This is a genomic window from Enterobacter sp. A103 (assembly GCF_034427535.1).
Classification (GTDB): Bacteria; Pseudomonadota; Gammaproteobacteria; order Enterobacterales; family Enterobacteriaceae; genus Enterobacter; species Enterobacter asburiae_B.
Genome location: NZ_JAXQPQ010000002.1, coordinates 369,796 through 385,910 on the forward strand (window position 1 = coordinate 369,796; position 16,115 = coordinate 385,910).

General features: G+C 55.6%; 18 protein-coding genes. 3 read left to right on the forward strand and 15 right to left on the reverse strand.

The window, feature by feature from the left end:
- Nucleotides 1-37: 37 nt before the first annotated feature.
- The 12 genes from SPH27_RS07170 to gspC are packed head-to-tail and all read right to left on the reverse strand — an operon-like array spanning nt 38 to nt 10,841.
- Nucleotides 38-835: a prepilin peptidase gene (locus tag SPH27_RS07170; protein WP_182071449.1), complete on the reverse strand. Its 798-nt coding sequence runs from the start codon at nt 833-835 to the stop codon at nt 38-40.
- The gene (gene gspM, locus SPH27_RS07175) at nt 832-1,317 is read right to left on the reverse strand and encodes a type II secretion system protein GspM (protein WP_182071448.1); all 486 of its coding nucleotides are present in this window, start codon (nt 1,315-1,317) and stop codon (nt 832-834) included. Before gspM ends, SPH27_RS07170 begins: the two co-directional genes overlap by 4 nt.
- Complete coding sequence (gspL, locus tag SPH27_RS07180) at nt 1,314-2,459, reverse strand: type II secretion system protein GspL (protein WP_182071447.1); 1,146 nt, start codon at nt 2,457-2,459, stop codon at nt 1,314-1,316. Before gspL ends, gspM begins: the two co-directional genes overlap by 4 nt.
- Before the next feature lie 10 nt (nt 2,460-2,469).
- Entirely contained in the window at nt 2,470-3,489 is a 1,020-nt protein-coding gene (gene gspK, locus SPH27_RS07185) for a type II secretion system minor pseudopilin GspK (protein WP_182071446.1), read from the reverse strand.
- Nucleotides 3,486-4,166, reverse strand: coding sequence for a type II secretion system minor pseudopilin GspJ (gspJ, locus tag SPH27_RS07190; protein WP_096151227.1), 681 nt, complete (start codon nt 4,164-4,166; stop codon nt 3,486-3,488). The genes gspK and gspJ overlap by 4 nt, the downstream gene beginning before the upstream one ends.
- Nucleotides 4,159-4,542 (reverse strand): type II secretion system minor pseudopilin GspI, encoded by a 384-nt coding sequence (gspI, locus tag SPH27_RS07195; protein ID WP_023310955.1) that lies wholly within the window; start codon nt 4,540-4,542, stop codon nt 4,159-4,161. Before gspI ends, gspJ begins: the two co-directional genes overlap by 8 nt.
- Entirely contained in the window at nt 4,535-5,020 is a 486-nt protein-coding gene (gene gspH / locus SPH27_RS07200) for a type II secretion system minor pseudopilin GspH (RefSeq protein WP_023310954.1), read from the reverse strand. The genes gspI and gspH overlap by 8 nt, the downstream gene beginning before the upstream one ends.
- Entirely contained in the window at nt 5,020-5,469 is a 450-nt protein-coding gene (gene gspG / locus SPH27_RS07205) for a type II secretion system major pseudopilin GspG (protein ID WP_072196680.1), read from the reverse strand. Before gspG ends, gspH begins: the two co-directional genes overlap by 1 nt.
- A 2-nt stretch (nt 5,470-5,471) precedes the next feature.
- Nucleotides 5,472-6,680, reverse strand: a complete 1,209-nt coding sequence (gene gspF, locus SPH27_RS07210; RefSeq protein ID WP_101744461.1) for a type II secretion system inner membrane protein GspF — start codon at nt 6,678-6,680, stop codon at nt 5,472-5,474.
- Nucleotides 6,680-8,158 carry a type II secretion system ATPase GspE gene (gene gspE, locus SPH27_RS07215; protein ID WP_101744460.1) on the reverse strand — a complete coding sequence of 493 codons (1,479 nt, stop codon included), beginning with the start codon at nt 8,156-8,158 and terminating at the stop codon, nt 6,680-6,682. The genes gspF and gspE overlap by 1 nt, the downstream gene beginning before the upstream one ends.
- Nucleotides 8,159-8,170: 12 nt before the next feature.
- A complete protein-coding gene (gene gspD, locus SPH27_RS07220; protein ID WP_182071445.1) occupies nt 8,171-10,096 on the reverse strand; it encodes a type II secretion system secretin GspD in 1,926 nt (641 codons plus the stop codon).
- Between the two features lie 13 nt (nt 10,097-10,109).
- Nucleotides 10,110-10,841 carry a type II secretion system protein GspC gene (gspC, locus tag SPH27_RS07225; protein WP_182071455.1) on the reverse strand — a complete coding sequence of 244 codons (732 nt, stop codon included), beginning with the start codon at nt 10,839-10,841 and terminating at the stop codon, nt 10,110-10,112.
- A 300-nt stretch (nt 10,842-11,141) separates the two neighbouring features.
- Here gspC and SPH27_RS07230 point away from each other — a divergent pair, with 300 nt between their 5' ends.
- Both SPH27_RS07230 and SPH27_RS07235 read left to right on the forward strand, forming a co-directional pair.
- A complete protein-coding gene (locus SPH27_RS07230) occupies nt 11,142-12,716 on the forward strand; it encodes an ExeA family protein (RefSeq protein ID WP_182071444.1) in 1,575 nt (524 codons plus the stop codon).
- A complete protein-coding gene (locus SPH27_RS07235) occupies nt 12,716-13,330 on the forward strand; it encodes a hypothetical protein (protein ID WP_143347315.1) in 615 nt (204 codons plus the stop codon). Before SPH27_RS07230 ends, SPH27_RS07235 begins: the two co-directional genes overlap by 1 nt.
- An 18-nt stretch (nt 13,331-13,348) precedes the next feature.
- On the opposite strand, the gene SPH27_RS07240 is transcribed toward SPH27_RS07235, so the two are convergent.
- The 3 genes from SPH27_RS07240 to SPH27_RS07250 form a co-directional block, all read right to left on the reverse strand.
- Nucleotides 13,349-13,972 (reverse strand): helix-turn-helix domain-containing protein, encoded by a 624-nt coding sequence (locus SPH27_RS07240; protein WP_058842134.1) that lies wholly within the window; start codon nt 13,970-13,972, stop codon nt 13,349-13,351.
- Nucleotides 13,973-14,232: 260 nt separating this feature from the next.
- A complete protein-coding gene (locus SPH27_RS07245) occupies nt 14,233-15,063 on the reverse strand; it encodes an N-acetylmuramoyl-L-alanine amidase (protein ID WP_182071443.1) in 831 nt (276 codons plus the stop codon).
- Nucleotides 15,060-15,383, reverse strand: a complete 324-nt coding sequence (locus SPH27_RS07250; protein WP_023310944.1) for a heavy metal-binding domain-containing protein — start codon at nt 15,381-15,383, stop codon at nt 15,060-15,062. Before SPH27_RS07250 ends, SPH27_RS07245 begins: the two co-directional genes overlap by 4 nt.
- 97 nt (nt 15,384-15,480) lie before the next feature.
- On the opposite strand from SPH27_RS07250, the gene SPH27_RS07255 reads away from it, so the two are divergent.
- Nucleotides 15,481-15,999, forward strand: a complete 519-nt coding sequence (locus tag SPH27_RS07255; RefSeq protein ID WP_023310943.1) for a lipoprotein — start codon at nt 15,481-15,483, stop codon at nt 15,997-15,999.
- Nucleotides 16,000-16,115: the final 116 nt, after the last annotated feature.

Below are 16,115 nucleotides of genomic sequence, written 5' to 3' on the forward strand. Positions count from 1 at the left end.
CGATGAAAAAATCTCAAAAAAAACTTGACTGCATTATTTAAAAGATGAGACATGGGATTTGCGCGATAAATACAACCAGCCCGGAAAATGCAATATATGGACCAAAGGAAATAAGGTTATTTTTATTCTTAAAGGGCTTTAACAGGCAATGCATGATAATGCCCCCCAGCGCCGCGATCAGCACGATAGAGGGTAACGCTTGCCAGCCGCACCAGGCGCCCAGCGCCGCCAGCAGCTTAAAATCACCATAGCCTAATCCTTCCCGGCCGGTCAGAAGGCGGAATGCCCAGTAAACCAGCCAGAGCGAGAGATATCCCGCCACTGCGCCATAGATAGCATCGGTCAGCGGTAGCGTACGGAACAGGGCATGGAACATCAGCCCCGTCCACAGCAGCGGCTGGGTCAGACAGTCCGGCAGCAGCATATGGCGCGCGTCGATCACCACCAGCGGCAGCAGCAGACTCCACATCACCCACAGCGCGATCAGCGCCAAAAACGACGGCGCCAGCGCGGCGCTGGCGGCAAAGAAGAGAGCGCTACAGACTTCCACCAGCAGCAGTCGCAGCGGAATCGCGCTATGGCAGTGGCGGCAGCGGCCGCGCAGCGCACACCAGCTAATGATGGGAATATTTTCCCACGCGCTCAGGGCGTGGTTGCATTCCGGGCAGTGAGAGGCGGGAAACAGTAGATTGCCTGCCCCCTCTTCTTCCATTACCAGCGGCGGAATACGCTCCGCCACGACGCCGAGGAAACTGCCGAGGATCGCGCCCAGAGCTCCGCTCATGACGCACAGACCCGGCAGATTCGCCTGCTGCAACAGCATTAGTGAGTTCATGCGCTTTTCGCCCAGCTCAGCGTAATGTGCGCTTTCACGTCACTCTGACGATCCACCGGCGTCAACGCGAGTTTCTCCAGATGGATACCGGAAGAGACGTTCATCTCACGCAGCCAGTTTTGCAGGGCAGTGACGCTGACGCGCTCGACATCAAAGGTCAGCGACTGATCTTCCTGACGCACGTTTGTCAACGCGACGTGCACGACTTTGGCACTTTCCTCCACCACGCTGCGCGGGTTCGGGGTATTGACGATTCTGGACTGGAGATGGTTTTTATCAATTTCCTGGCGCATCCAGTTCAGCGTCTGCTTCTGCTTAAATAACACGGCCTCGTTATTTTTGATGAGAGTATCGAGCGGCATCATCGCGCCGTAATAAACCATCGCACAGCAGAGTGCCCCGCCGCAGAGTTTAAATAAATTACGCTCGCGTGGACTGTAATGTTGCCAGCGGTTTTTTAGCTGGGCTATTTGCATTTTCATTTATAGCTCCCGGTAATAATGGCGGTATAAGGCGCCTCGCCGGAAATCGGCTGCATCGTAAATTCAAAGGTTTCGGCGCTGCGGGCGACAAAATCCTGCAGGGTCTGTTTATCCATGGATTTCACATTCAGCGTCAGCTGATTTTGCGTTTCGCCATATTCCACGCTATTGATCTCCAGCGACGGCAATGACTGCCTGATTTGATTCAGCGCTTCGAGCTGCAGGAAGACCCCTTTCTTCGCCTTGCTGATATTTTGCCCGACGTAGTACTTCAGGTTGCTGGTCTGGCGCAGGGTCGGGAAATAGTGCTGCGCTACGGTGGTCATCTCCCGGTGGATCTCGTTTTGCTGATGAGTGAGCATCCACGCCATACCAACGCGGGGGCCGATCAGCAGGCCAAAGCAAAGCAGCGCCGCCGCCGCGAGGGCCGTTTTCGCGTGGCGGAAACGCAGGCCGCCGGCGCTGCGCCCGGAAAACTCCCCGTGCAGCATGTTGATACGACAGCCCTGCCACTGGGGCTGGATCAGCACCATCGGATGCTGCCACGCCAGCCGTTCATCCACCTGTACCTCCTGCGGCGCATCGCCGTAGCAGCACACCTCACCCGCCCGGCATTTACTCAACAGCAGCGGCAGCAGAACCGTATCGGCTTCGCCAGCGCTGCCGGGGGAAAAGCGCAGCCAGTAGCTCTCCTCCAGGCTCACCAGCGTCGTGCCCCCTTCGCTCACCGGCAGCAGCCAGGCATCCGGCAGCGCCTGGGCCACCGTGAGCCCCGCCTGAGCGAACAGCTCAAGCCAGTGGCGCAGACGTTCAGCGTCGATGGCCACGGCATCCACCTCCGGCCCCTTTTTGTTCAGCACCGTCCAGTGCAGCGTCTCCACCTCGCCGAGCAGCGTCTCTTCCGCCATCCACGAGAACTGCGCCGTCTGGGCGGAAAGCCCTTTTTTCGGCAGGGTAAAATGACGAAAGATCGTCTCGCTCGCCGGCAGCAGCAGGCACACCTGCTGAGAAAGCGGGTGGCAGGAAAGTTCGCTCAGTGCGCTCCAGCCCGTCAGATATTCCACCCGATCGTTACCGGATTCACACCACCAGATTTTGCCGTCCTCACGGGTGTCGGGACGAATAAAAAGCACCTTTTTCATTATCTTCATCTTATTCAACCATTCGGTAGCGGCGTTGCCAGGTCACGACCTTGCCAGCCTCACTGTCAACGTGAAGCTGGCTGACGACGCGCAGCGTTAAATCATCGGTATTGCCGGTGGTTTCCACCCGAAAATAGCGACTGTTGACCGCAATCCTGTCCTGAATCTGCGCCAGGATATCTTTGGTCTGCGGATAGTTGCTCTCCAGCACTTTGCTGAATGCCTCCAGCGACGCCCACCCCTCATCCGGGCGTGAATCGAGCAGGCGGGCAGCGTCGTCCGTGTTTAACACGCCGGTAAAAACCGCCGCCAGCAGCGGCGCCTGTTCGCGTGTTAAGGTATTCACATTTATGGTGCCATCCGTATCCGGCAAGGCGCACAGCAGCTTGCTGACCTTCGGCCACGCAGCCTGCGGAAAGGCGGGCAGCAGTCTGATTTCGTTGATGGTGCGCATCATTTGATTCGCCGGACCGCGGGCGGGCGTCACGCTCGCCCAGGCATCGGCCTCCTGGCCCTGTTTCGCCGTCACGTCGTCGGCGTCAAGATAATCCACCAGCTGCTGGTAAATCTCTTCTGCCGCCAGCGTACCGACGCCACTTTCCGTCAGCAGTTGTTCAATAATCTGCTCTTTGACCGGTTTTTCCGGCAGCGCAGTTGGGTCGGCCGGGGCCGCTGGCGCCGCGTCACCGGCCAGCAGACTATTGACGTTAAAGCAGGTCCGGGCATCCTCCACCTGACTCACCACGGTGTAATTATCCCCGTGGGTTTCCAGCGGCTGCGCCCAGTCACCCTGCGGTGACAGCCCCGCCCCTTCTGAACTGGCCGCTTTCTGCAATACGTTTTCCAGTACCTTCTGTTGACGGGCAATGGCCCAGCGCAGCGTCTGCTGGCTGACCTGATAATGCGTTTTTTGCAGGTGGCGGCAGAACTGCTGACTGATTTTCGCCGCCAGGGCGGACATCATCACCAGCAGGATCAGCACCACCAGCAGCGCCACGCCACGCTCTTTTCGCGCTGTTTTGCCGCTCATGAACTCACTCCTGGATCGACTGCCGTATCGGGCTGCGGGGTTGTTACGGGCTGGGCCGCATTCTCCGCTGCCGGCTGCGCCGGGTCCGCATTCGTCTCTTTTGGCGCGGTCTGGATCTCAGGCATATCGCCGGGAGTGAGAAAAACCCAGCGCCAGGTTTCGCCGTTTTCCATGGTCAGATTCAGCTCAACGCCATCAGGCTGATGGGCGATGTCGGTCCATTTTTCCTTCCAGCCTTCGTGCCAGAAGCGCCATTTCATCTCTTTCACATCGCTCAGAATCGGCACTTCTTCCGGCTGCGCGCTGGCAGGACCGTCGATAGCAGCCCAGACGTTGCGCCACACGCGCTTGTCCTTTAACGTCCAGCGCACCCGCTCCAGCTGCACCTGGCCGCTAATGCCGTTCAGGGTTGTCATTTCCACCCCATTCTGCTGCTGGACGAACACCTCGCCGCTGTTGCGCGGCGCGCGCGCCTGTTGCTGATAAAAGTCACGCGAGAGGAGGTTGTACGTGCGCTGAAGCGCCGTCACTTTTGTCGCCGCCTCGTCGCTGGCCGTCGAGGTCCGCATCGCGCCGTCGAGCGTTTGCCAGGCGAGAATGCTGATCACCGCGAAGATGGCCAGCGCAATCATAATTTCCAGCAGGGTAAAGCCCTGCTGACGCTGCACCTTACTCACGATCTACCTCCGGTTCGGCGAGCTGAAGCGCCACCACCGGTTGCGCATCGCTTGCTTCGCTGTAAACCCGTACCTCATCGGCAAAGGTATTTTCGGCGGTTTTCACCCGCTGGATATGCCAGGTCCAGGTTTGTCCGCCCATGGTTTCGGTACCCACCTGCTCGGCGTCCGGGAAGTCGGTCTGAGCCAGCTGCGCTTGCGCCAGCTGATTTTCCGCCACCCAGCCGGCCTGCAGCGTTTCCGACAGGCTGTGGGTAAAGCGCACGTTCAGGGTGACGGAGTTCATCAGCGCCAGCGCCGCGGTGGAGAAAATCACCAGCGCCACCATCACTTCCAGCAGGGTCATCCCCTGCTCTTTGGTTTTGCGTTTAGTCATCGTTTTCCACCACCACGGGAACAGAGCCCTGTGACGTCACGTGAAAGCGCTGCTTTTTATCCAGGCTTTCGAGGCTGAGCGTGAAGCGGCTAAGCTCGCCGTCCGGCAAAAAAATGATTTGCGGTTCATCGTCCAGCGTGGCCGCCAGCGTTCGCGATGAGAGGGAGACATGCATCTCCTCAGGAAACTCGCCGCGTGTGGCGATCCGCCCCGACTTTAACGGTGCCCAGTGGCGCTCGCCGTTATTTACAACCTGCGTCACCAGTTCAAATTCTGACGAGGTCATCACCAGCCCGACAATATTTCCGTCCATTACCGCACGGTCAGAACCATATTCAACGAGGGATTTTAGCTGCTGACCAAATGTATCTGCGCCGCTGCGTGATGGAATGGTAGTGACCACCATCATGGCGCTCAGGGCGAATATCACCAGCGCCACGATAATTTCCAGCAGGGTAAATCCACGTTGCTTATTCATTACTTAGCTTTTTTATCAAAAGACCAGTTGCTGATATCGTCGGCAGTATTAGCTTCTGCATCCGGACCGGCTGAGAAAATATCAACAGCGCCATGTTCACCCGGGCTGACCAGAATATAGTCATTGCCCCATGGATCCTGCGGCAGGCGACGAATATAGCCATCGTCACGGTAGCCTTTCGGAATAGGCGCAATTTCAGGTTTGGTCACCAGCGCCTGCAACCCCTGCTCGGTGGTCGGATAGCGATGATTGTCGAGTTTGTACATATCCAGCGAACCTTCCAGCGCCACAATATCGCTGGTCGCTTTCTGAATATCGGCTTTTTCTTTATTGCCCATTAAATTAGGCACAACCATACTGGCCAGCACACCGAGAATAACGATAACTACCATTAATTCGAGCAGCGTGAACCCCGCCTGACGCTTCAGGCTATTTTTTTTCAAAGACATGATTAACCCACCATATTATTAAGTTGAAGAAGCGGTTGTAATATTGAAAGAACGATAAATAAAACAACGGTCGCCATAGTTACTACCAGTGCCGGTTCAAATACCGACAGCGTTAACGTAATTCGATGCTGTAATGCAGATTCCTGGTTTTCCGCCGCACGATCCATCAGCGAGCCCAGCTCGCCGCTCTCCTCCCCGGAGGCCACCATGTAGAGCATGGTGGGTGGAAAAATTTTCGCCTGTTCCAGCGCGTTGTAGAGGGAAGCCCCCTGGCGCACGGTGTCCGCCGCCTGCTCAAGCACCTGCCGGGCATAGAGGTTTTCAATCCCGTCCATCGCGATGTACATCCCCTCCAGCAGCGGAACGCTGCTGGCCTGCAAAATACTCAGCGTACGGATGTAGCGCGCGCTGTTGATGGCGCAGACCAGTTTTTTCAGCGGTGACTTTAGCAACAGCCACCGATGGTAAACAAACCGGTTCTTTTCTACTTTTATCCAAAATTTAAAGCTCGCCGACGCCCCGAACAGGCCGCTGGCAATAACGATGCCCCAGGCCTGTAAAAAGTCGCTCACCGCGATCAGCGTGCGGGTGGTCACCGGCAGCTCTTGTTTCATGTGGGTGAACTGGTCGATGACCTGCGGCACCACGGCGACCAGCAGAATGGAGATCACCGCGATCGCCACCACCGTCAGGGTGATGGGGTAGACCATCGCCTGAGTGAGCTTGCTTTTCATCTTCTGGCGCTGCTCGTTGTACTCGGCGAGCTTTTCCAGCACGCCACCGAGATGACCGGTCTTTTCACCGGCCATCACCAGGGTGCAGTAGAGCTTGTCGAAGCTGCGCGGAAACTGGCTGAAGGCGTCGAACAGCGTGTGACCTTCCACAATCTTGTCGCGGATTTCGGTCACCATCGCCGCCAGGGTTTTATCTTCCGTCTGCTTCGCAATCGCCTTCAGCGCACTCTCCAGCGGCAGCGCGGCATTGACCAGCGTCGCGAGCTGTCGGGTAAACATCGACAGCACCGGAATCGACAGTTTTGCCCCTTTACGGGCGTTTTTTCCCGCCGCCGGATCGCTGGTCGGCGCAATGTTCACTGGCATCAGCTTCTGTTCGCGCAGCATCTGGCGCACCTGCTTTGGCCCTTCGGCCTGCAGGGTGCCGCGCTGGGTTTTCCCCGCGGCGTCCGTCGCGGACCACGCATACCAGGCCATTACGCATCCCCCCCGCGCTCGGCGGTGACGCGCATCACCTCTTCCAGCGAGGTCACGCCGGTTATCACCTTCAGCAGACCGTTTTCACGCAGGCTGTACGCCTCTTTGAAAAGCTGCGTTTCGATGGACATCTCATCTTTATCTTCATGGATCGCACGGCGCATGGCGCTGTCGACCACCAGAAATTCATGGATGCCTGCGCGTCCCTGGTAGCCGCTCTGGCGACACTGTTCACAGCCCACGGCGCGATAAATCGCTTTCGGCGGCGTTTCCATAAAGGTGAACAGCGCTTTCTCATTGTCATCCAGCGGACTGGTCGTGCGACAGTGCGGACACAGCCGACGCACCAGACGCTGGGCAATGACGCCAAGCAGCGACGAACCAATTAAAAATGACTCCAGCCCCATATCACGCAGACGGGTAATAGCGCCCGCAGCGCTGTTGGTGTGCAGCGTGGACATCACCAGGTGTCCGGTGAGCGAGGCCTGTACCGCGATTTGCGCGGTTTCCCCGTCACGAATTTCCCCGATCATCACCACGTCCGGGTCCTGGCGCAGAATGGCGCGCAGTCCGCGCGCAAAGGTCATGTCCACGCGCGGGTTGACCTGGGTCTGCCCGACCCCTTCCAGTTCATACTCGATCGGGTCTTCCACGGTCAGAATGTTGCGTTCATGGCCGTTAAGCGCCGACAGCAGCGCGTACAGGGTGGTGCTTTTCCCCGAACCGGTCGGGCCGGTCACCAGGATGATGCCGTGCGGACGTTCAATCAGTCCTTTTAACTTCACCAGCTCTTCGTCAATCAGACCGAGCTTGTTGATGTCCGGCTTAAGGTTGCTTTTGTCCAGCAGACGCATCACCACGCGTTCGCCGTACTGAGACGGGATAGTGGAGACACGCACGTCAATGGCCTTACGACCAATGCGCAGCGAGATACGACCGTCCTGGGGAAGACGTTTTTCGGCGATGTCCAGTCTGGACATCACTTTGATACGCGACACCAGCAGCGGCGCGAGCTTGCGCGCTGGCTGCAGCACCGGACGCAGCACGCCGTCAACGCGAAAACGAATGCTCAGGGTGCGCTCGAAGGTCTCGATATGAATATCGGAGGCCCCCTCTTTCACCGCTTCGCCCATAATGGCGTTGATCAGGCGGATCACCGGCGAGTTCTCGTCGTTATCGAGCAGATCTTCGTTGTCAGGGATCTCCTCGGTTAACGCCATCAGGTCAATATCGGCGTCCATGTCGTCCACCAGCTGCTGCGAGACGCCGCTGTTCTGCTGCCAGATGTTGGTCAGCAGTTCGTCAAACGCTTCCGCCGTCAGGATCGTCGGGGCATAGGAGCGCCCCAGCACGCGGCGCATCTCCAGCAGGGCATACGCCTGCGCATCCTCGCGGATATAAACCTCATCGTTATAGAACAGGACCCCGTTCTCTTTCGCCCAGGTGCTGGTACAGAGCGCATTACTCATCTCGGTCATATCGCTTGCGCCTTACTCTTTAAACGGGTTGCGGGACGACACCGGCGCACTGGCGCTCACCGGCGCGGCGCGGCTCTGGGACGGATAGGCTGGCAGCATCGGTGAATCCGCATTCTCTACGATGCCCAGCTTGTGCTCTTCCATACGCTGCTGCTGACGCACCTGGATCTGCTCATATTTCTCTTTCGACACCGCGCCGTAGTTGTCGTCGTCGCGCAGTACGGTGGTGTGGATAAACACCATCAGGTTACGTTTGGCGCTGTCCTGGGAGGTATAGCGGAACAGCTGGCCCACCACCGGAATATCGCCCAACAGCGGCACTTTCGAGACCGACTGTTTGGTGACGTTTTCCATCAAACCACCCAGCACCACCGTCTGCCCGCTGTGGACCATCACTTCGTTGTTGATGGTGCGGGTGTTGAACGTTGGGCCCAGGCTGGCATCGGCCGTCGAGGTGTTATCCACGCTGGAAACTTCCTGCTCGATCTTCAGATGGATCATGTCGCCATCGTTGATCTGCGGTACGATTTTCAGCTTCGTACCGACGGTTTTACGTTCCACCGAGTTAAAGACGTTATCGCCGCTGGTGGTCTGCGAACCGGAGAGGACCGGAACGTCCTGACCAACGTTGAACGACGCCTCTTTGTTATCCAGCGTCACCACGCTCGGCGTCGACAGAATGTCGTTTTTGCCGTTAGTGGACAGCGCCGTCATCAGCGCGCCAAAGTCGCCGTTAAAGAAACCGGTCGCCAGGCCCGTATAGCTGCCAATGACTTTTGACTTCTTGATCTGGCTGATCGGCAGGCCGGTCGAACCAAACTGAACCCCACCGTGTTTACTGGTCCACTGCACGCCCAGATCCAGACCGTTACCGTCCTGAACTTCGGCGATGATCGCCTCCACCAGCACCTGCGGACGGCGGATATCCAGCTTGTCGATCACTTTTTCCAGTGAATTCATGACGTTTGGCTGGGCGGTGATCACCAGCGAATTGGTAGACTCGTCGGCGGAAATATTCAGATCGCCTGCCATCGGCGCGGCTTTGCTCTTGCCACCGCCCGTTTTGTCCTTCAATTGCTCGCCGATCCCCGTCAGCACCGGCACAACTTTGCTGGCGTTGGCGTATTTCAGATAGAAGACGCGGGTGTTGCCCTCGTTATTCTGCTCGCGATCGAGCTGGGAGATCAGCGTCCGGGTGCGCTGACGCGCCTCCGGGCTGCCGCTGATCACCAGGCTGTTAGTTTCATCGTCGGCGACCACTTTGGTCGCCAGCTGCGGAGCGTTTTGCCCTTTCTGCTCTTCGTTGTTGAGGTTGTTCAACATGTCAGAAAGCTCTTTGGCCGAGGCAAAACGCAGTGGCACGATTTCACGGCGCTGGACGCCGCTTTGGTCCACACGCTGCACCAGATCCACCAGGCGGTTAACCACCGAGGCTTTGCCGGTTAACAGCAGCACGTTTGACGGTTCAAAATGGACCACGTTACCGATGCCGGAGGCGTCGTTCAGCTGACGCAACAGGGGGGCCAGCTCACGTACCGGAACGTTCTCCATCCGCACCACGCGGGTGATGACTTCGTCGCCTTTGCCAGGGTTTTTGCTGTCGGCAATCGGTGCGCCCGACATGCGCGCTACCGACGAGCGCACGACTTTCACCATCCCGTTATCCATCGGAATCACCGACAGACCATAGAGATCCAGCACGCTCAGGAAGAACTGGTAATATTCATCTTCCGTCAGGACGTTGTAGGTGCGAACCGACACCGTTCCCTGAACGGAAGGATCGACCAGAATGGTTTTATTGAGGTTACGCCCGACGGTATCGATAAATTCGCGGACATCGGTATTTTTAAAACTGGCGCTAAAGTTCGCCGCGAACAGCGAACCTGAATATAACGACAATGCGGTCAGCGCTACGCACGCCCATGGAAATTTCTTCATGTCTGTACACTTATTAATTGTTAAGAACATTGACCCGAATATTTTCAAGGTGAGCGTGACGCCGGATAACGACATCCGCTTCTTTCATTTTTGACCAGCGGGCAACGAGCTCTTTTGCCTGCGCCTCTTTAGTCATATCCACATCGTCAACTTTTACCACCACATCACCTTTTTCCAGGCCAGCATGGCTGTAGAAAAGCGACGCATTGCGTGGATTAATGTTGTAGCCTTCCAGCTGGCCTTTTTCGATTAATGGTTTTAACACCAGATAATCATCCAGATGCAGATTATCTAACCCTGCATCTTTCTTCGATTTGGTTACCGGGGCGCTGTCAACGCCGCCTTTGAAATATTCTGGTTTTTTTAGTGAAATAACCTGCGGCGCGCCTTCATAATTCACCACCACATTATCAGGATGAATTTCGGCAATATAGGCATTGTCAAAACCGGCGAGCATTTCGCCCTCGCGATAGCTCTTTTGTCCTGCGGGAGTTTTTATCACCGCAAAGGACAGCCAGGCTTCATCGCTGCTGAGAATACCTTCGATTTCCGCACTGAGCGGCTTTTTCACCGCCGCTGGCTGTTTCGCTGGCATCACCGCCGGCGTAAAAAGCACAAACTGGGTTTCATCGTGACTTTTTTTTTGCATAGTCTTTTTTGAATCAGACAACCTGTTCGTCACTTTTTTATAATCTTTATAAACCATATACCCTTGCTGGCCGCAGAATATAAGCAGCACAAACATGACGCAGGGCATAATCAATTGAGTAACAAATGACATCCGCATTTTTTAACGAGCCTTTCTGCCAGTCAGTAATTCACAGCACAGGGCTGTATGAGTAAGTGGCGTAAATACTAATGTGTATCCTCACTCCCGACTATTCACACTTCCGCTAACAATAATTTAGAAAAAGATTGATCGTTAAATAAACCTATGATAGAGGCGTAGACAGAATATTTTTATCCTGCATTCAAATTGCCCCTTCCGCCTATATCCTTTACTTTTCCGGCTCCTTGCTATGAATCAAAGAGACGGTAATACGCTATGTATATGCGCCATTTTAATTTCACTACCCAGCCTTTCCGGGCTATCACCCGGATGTCAGGTGATTTTTTTGTTCCGTATCATCAGGATGTGTTCGGTTTGCTGAAAGAGAAGTGCCAGACAACAGGCGTCACTGCGCTCTTTAGCGACGACAGCTATCTCGCCTCGCAGTTTTGCGATGCGCTGAAAAAGCATGAAGGCACGCTGCTTGCCATTAACGCCTTCCCAAAACTCAGCGCCAGCGGCCTGCTCTATAAACTCAACGCCACCACTAAAGAGAGCAAAACCCGGATCCAGGCTATTGATGCCGTGCTGCGTCAGTGGCAGGACGAGATGTTGTCCCGCAAAACCACGCGTAAAGTGCTGGTCATTTCGCATATTCAGTCGATGAAAGCGAATTGCCATGACGCACTGTCCATGTTGTTAACCCGCGCGCAGGAGCTGGATGTGCCTCTGTCGGTTGTGCTGATGGGATCGGCCGACCAGGAAGCCGCCCTCCAGCAGTCCGGGTTGCGTGAATCTCTTCATACGCATCACACGCTCCGGCCCCTCACCTGCCGCGAGTCCCTGAGCTATGTTCAGGCCCAGTGTGAAGCACATGGCAGCGACGCAACGCCGTTCACCCGGGCCCGCATGCGCAGGATGCATGTTCTGACCAAAGGACAGACAGGCAAACTCAACGAACTGGCGCACCTTGCGATGCTAGCCGCCTGGACCGAGCGTTCAGCGCAGGTATCGCCGCGCCATCTGCGCCTCGCCGCAGGAGAAGTTCTGCCGGCGAAACCAAAGGGCAAACGCCTTGCCGTTATGGGCCTTTTTGCCTCCGTACTGTTTGCCGCCTGCGGCTGGACATTGATGCCCACCATTACCGCCAGACTGCCGGTACAGCTGCCCGTGATGGCCAGCTGGAAACCGCAGGCGCCAAAAACCGACGCCCCAGCGGTGCCGGTTATCGATAATGAAGTGGTGAATAAGCCCGATGCGATGCATCAGCTCTATACCATGTGGGGTTATGACGCCACGATGGAAGAGGCGCTCTGCCAGAACGCCGGGCAGGTCAACCTGATGTGTAAGGAGGGCAGCGCTCCGGTCGAAGAGCTGGCAAAAGAGGGTTACCCGTGGATCGGCGAGATCAAAACAGGCGATCACCTGAACTATGCCGTGGTGGCCAGAGTAGATGATAACTCGCTGGATCTGCTGATGAATAATCGCACCTGGCAGGTGAGCCGCAGCTGGTTTAACCAGCATGCAACCGGCAATTACACCCAATTGCACCGCCTTACGCCGCAGGGGAAAGATGCCGTGAGCGCCGAAAGCAGCGCCAAAGATCTGGGCTGGATGGATCAGCAGCTTAGCCTGGCGCTGAATCTACCTGAAACCCATACAAAGGCGTGGACGGCCGAACTGATGCAACGTACCCGCGAGTTTCAGCAGAAAATGCATCTGCATGTGGACGGGATTGCGGGTGAAGATACATTGATGCAGTTAATGCGTGAAACCAGGACTACGCCAAGCGTACTTATTCAGTCCGCAAATATATCTGCGACCCCCACCGCGCAGGAGAAACATTCATAATGTCGACGATTACTCTGGCTGCCCAGCGCAGCTATACCCTGAACGCACCGGTCTGGTTTTCTTACCGGCGCCCCTCGCTGAAAAAAGCGGTCTGCGCCACCCTGCTCTGGGTGGTGGGAATAGTGATGACGATCGCTGCGGGACTCTATGCTCATCTCTACTGGGATCTGCGCCATCCGGCACCTGAGCCAATAAAAGCAAGCGCCGTTAAGCCAGAAACGACGCTATCGGATATGCATTATGTCTATGTCAGTAAACCGTTCCCGCAGCCTGAACCAAAGCCAGAACCGGTAACAAAAGAGATGCCGCCGCTGCAGGAGATGCCCATTGATAGCGGCGATGCCGACTGGCAGCAGGCGCCCGACGGTGAAATGCCGAATAATCTTTCCCGGGATACACTGCCAGGGACAGAAGTGAGCCATTCTGCTATCCCCGAACGGGATAATACCGGTCAGACAGTTGATGACGGGGCGATCAAGGCATTATTGATGAAGGCGTTAAAAGAGCAGGAAAAAGATTATTCGCAAGGGAAAATGCCCGCGCCTCCTGTAGATGAATCCACGGCAGGAACGCAGGCAAATAATGTAATGAACCATAGCCCTCCTTTCAGTTAAAAAGGAGATAAATAGCGATTAATATTTCTCCGGCAATGCTGATAAATACATAAGGCGGCCTTTCTCAACCTGAATATAATTACCTTTTTTCAGGTCGGCGAGTATTTTAATAATGGTACTGCGGGCCAGGCTGGTATATTCCTGAATATAGTCATAAATATTGATATCGCGCTGATGGTGCACAATCAGTTCGTTAATTTCCAGCAAGAACTCGCGAACAATCGAGTACGCGCTGCGGGCCACCAGCACTTCGTCACGCTTGCTGAGCAGGCAAACGTACCAGGAGAGGACTTTACTCAAGGCTTCCCACAGGTTTTTTTCGCTTATCAGACGGACAAAATCATCTTTTTTAATGGTGCGCACCACGGTATTGGCACGAACCAGGCCGTACATATGCGTTGAGTTGTAATAAATTGAGGAGAGACCAAAAATACATTTATTCTGTAAGGTGAACATACACAGTTCATCCGACTCGCGGCGGAATTCAACTTCACCGCTCACGATAAAATGAATATCTTCGTTGTTATCGGTACTGATACGCTGCCATTTGCGTAAGGTTCTTTCTTCAAAACCTTCAGTTGCCGCGATAAGGGCGTCAAGTTCTGCTTGTGGACGGCTATTTTTACTGTAGATACTTAACATTGTTATACCTATTAATATTAAATTGAAAAAGGTGAACGTGTGCAATCACAGCGCATAAATGCGTAGTCCATTTAACAAATGTAAAGTAAAGTTAAGACTTTAGAACATCCGTATTTCTTATTTGTCGTGCTGATATATTGTCAACCACGTTTGCGAGTAATTTCGACTGAGGAAACTATAAAACATTTACGACGTGAATGTGATTAAAATATCAGTCCAAAAGAAGACCCTGTAAAGGTGAAGTCGGGTAACCCGAAGGATTACCCCTGCCCGTAGCGCTCCAGCAGCGCCTCCGCGATAGCCAGCGTTTCGCGATCGGCCACGCCGTCCCAGCGCGCCGGGCGAAAATGCATCTGAAACGCGACGATAACGCGCTTCTGCTGCGCATTTGTCATGTTATCGGTCACCTCATAGCCGTAGCGCGCCAGCAGATCGAGCAGCACCTTCGGCTCCACGAGCTCGTCGCGCGGCTTGCCGTTCAGGTAAAACGCCACCCGCGCCGGGTCGGGCCATGCACCAATCCCCTGCTGCGCCAGATCACGCCACGGGAACAGCGGGCCGGGATCGTCTTTGCGCTGCGGGGCGATGTCGGAATGGGCCACCACATTTTCAGGCCTGATGTTGTAGCGGGTAATAATGTCTTTGGCGAGCGGCACCAGCGCCGCAATTTGCGCCGGCTCAAACGGCGTAAAATGCTTAACGCCCGACGTTTTTTGCCAGCCGCGGTTCTCCAGCTCAATGCCGACAGACGTATCGTTAATCCGGTTGGTGCCGCGCCAGAAGCTGATGCCCGCATGCCAGGCCAGTTCGCTTTCGGGCACCAGCTGCCAGATGCGCGGCTTACCGTCCGGAGCAGGGGGTTTAGCCGGGATCAAATAGTGAGAGCTGACGTTCTTATCCGTCAGCGTGGCGAGCGAGCTGTCAAAGTCATCCGCGGTGTAGTGGATCACCAGCACCTTGATGCGCGGGTAAGCCGCCTGCGCCTGATGATGCGTGTCCAGCTCGTAGGCGCCTTTGTCGATAATCCCTTTTTCCGTGACGCATCCTGCCAGCAGCAGCGCCAGCAGGAGCGTGGCAAACGAACGCGTCATCGAAGGGTTTTCACCGCCGTACCGCTTACGCTCACCATCAGCATGCTGGCATCTTTCCCGACCGTTTCGTAGTCGATATCAATCCCCACAACCGCATCAGCGCCGAGGGCTTCCGCCTGCTCGCCAAGCTCTTTAAAGGCGATTTCACGCGCTTTGCGCAGCTCTTTTTCGTATGCGCCCGAGCGGCCGCCAACGATATCGCGGATACCGGCAAAAAAGTCGCGGAAGATATTGGCGCCGAGAATCGCTTCGCCGGTAACCACACCGCAATACTCGGTTATTGTTTGCCCTTCCAGGGTTGGCGTTGTTGAAAACTGCATGGTTTCTCTCCTTCTTTAGCGTTCAATGCCTTAGGCACAGCATTATCGGTTCGTTACGCTATGATTGAAAGGATAGTTAATAAATAAGGAAATCAACATGCGCTATTCTGCTTTAACACTTTTGGTGCCCTGCGCGCTGGTGCTCAGCGCCTGTACCACCACGGTCACGCCAGCCTTTAAGGATATCGGTACCCGCAGCGGCCCCTGCATTGAGGGCGGCCCGGACGCCGTGGCGCAGCAGTTCTATGATTATCGCATTCAGCACCGCAGCAACGATCTCACCGGCCTGCGCCCGTATCTGAGCGACGGTCTGGCAAAACTGCTTAACGACGCTACCCGCGATCCGCAGCATAACGCCCTGCTGAAATCCGATCCGTTCTCGAGCCGCACCACGCTGCCGGACAGCGCCGAAGTAGCCAGCGCGTCAACCATCCCGAACACGGATGCGCGTAATATTCCGCTGCGCGTTAAGCTGACGCAGGGAACCCAAACCTGGCAGGATGAAGTACTGATGATCCGTGAAGGACAGTGCTGGGCGGTAGACGACGTGCGCTACGTTGGCGGCAGCGTTCATGCCCCGGCAGGCACGCTTCGCCAGTCGATTGAGAATCGCTAAACTCGCCGATATAACCTGGTAACCCCCGTAAAATGTGCGGCATTTCATGCGGAATGCCGACATTTATTCTCGCCGACCTTACCGTTCGCTATTTTGTGCTATGTTTAAGAGGAAAC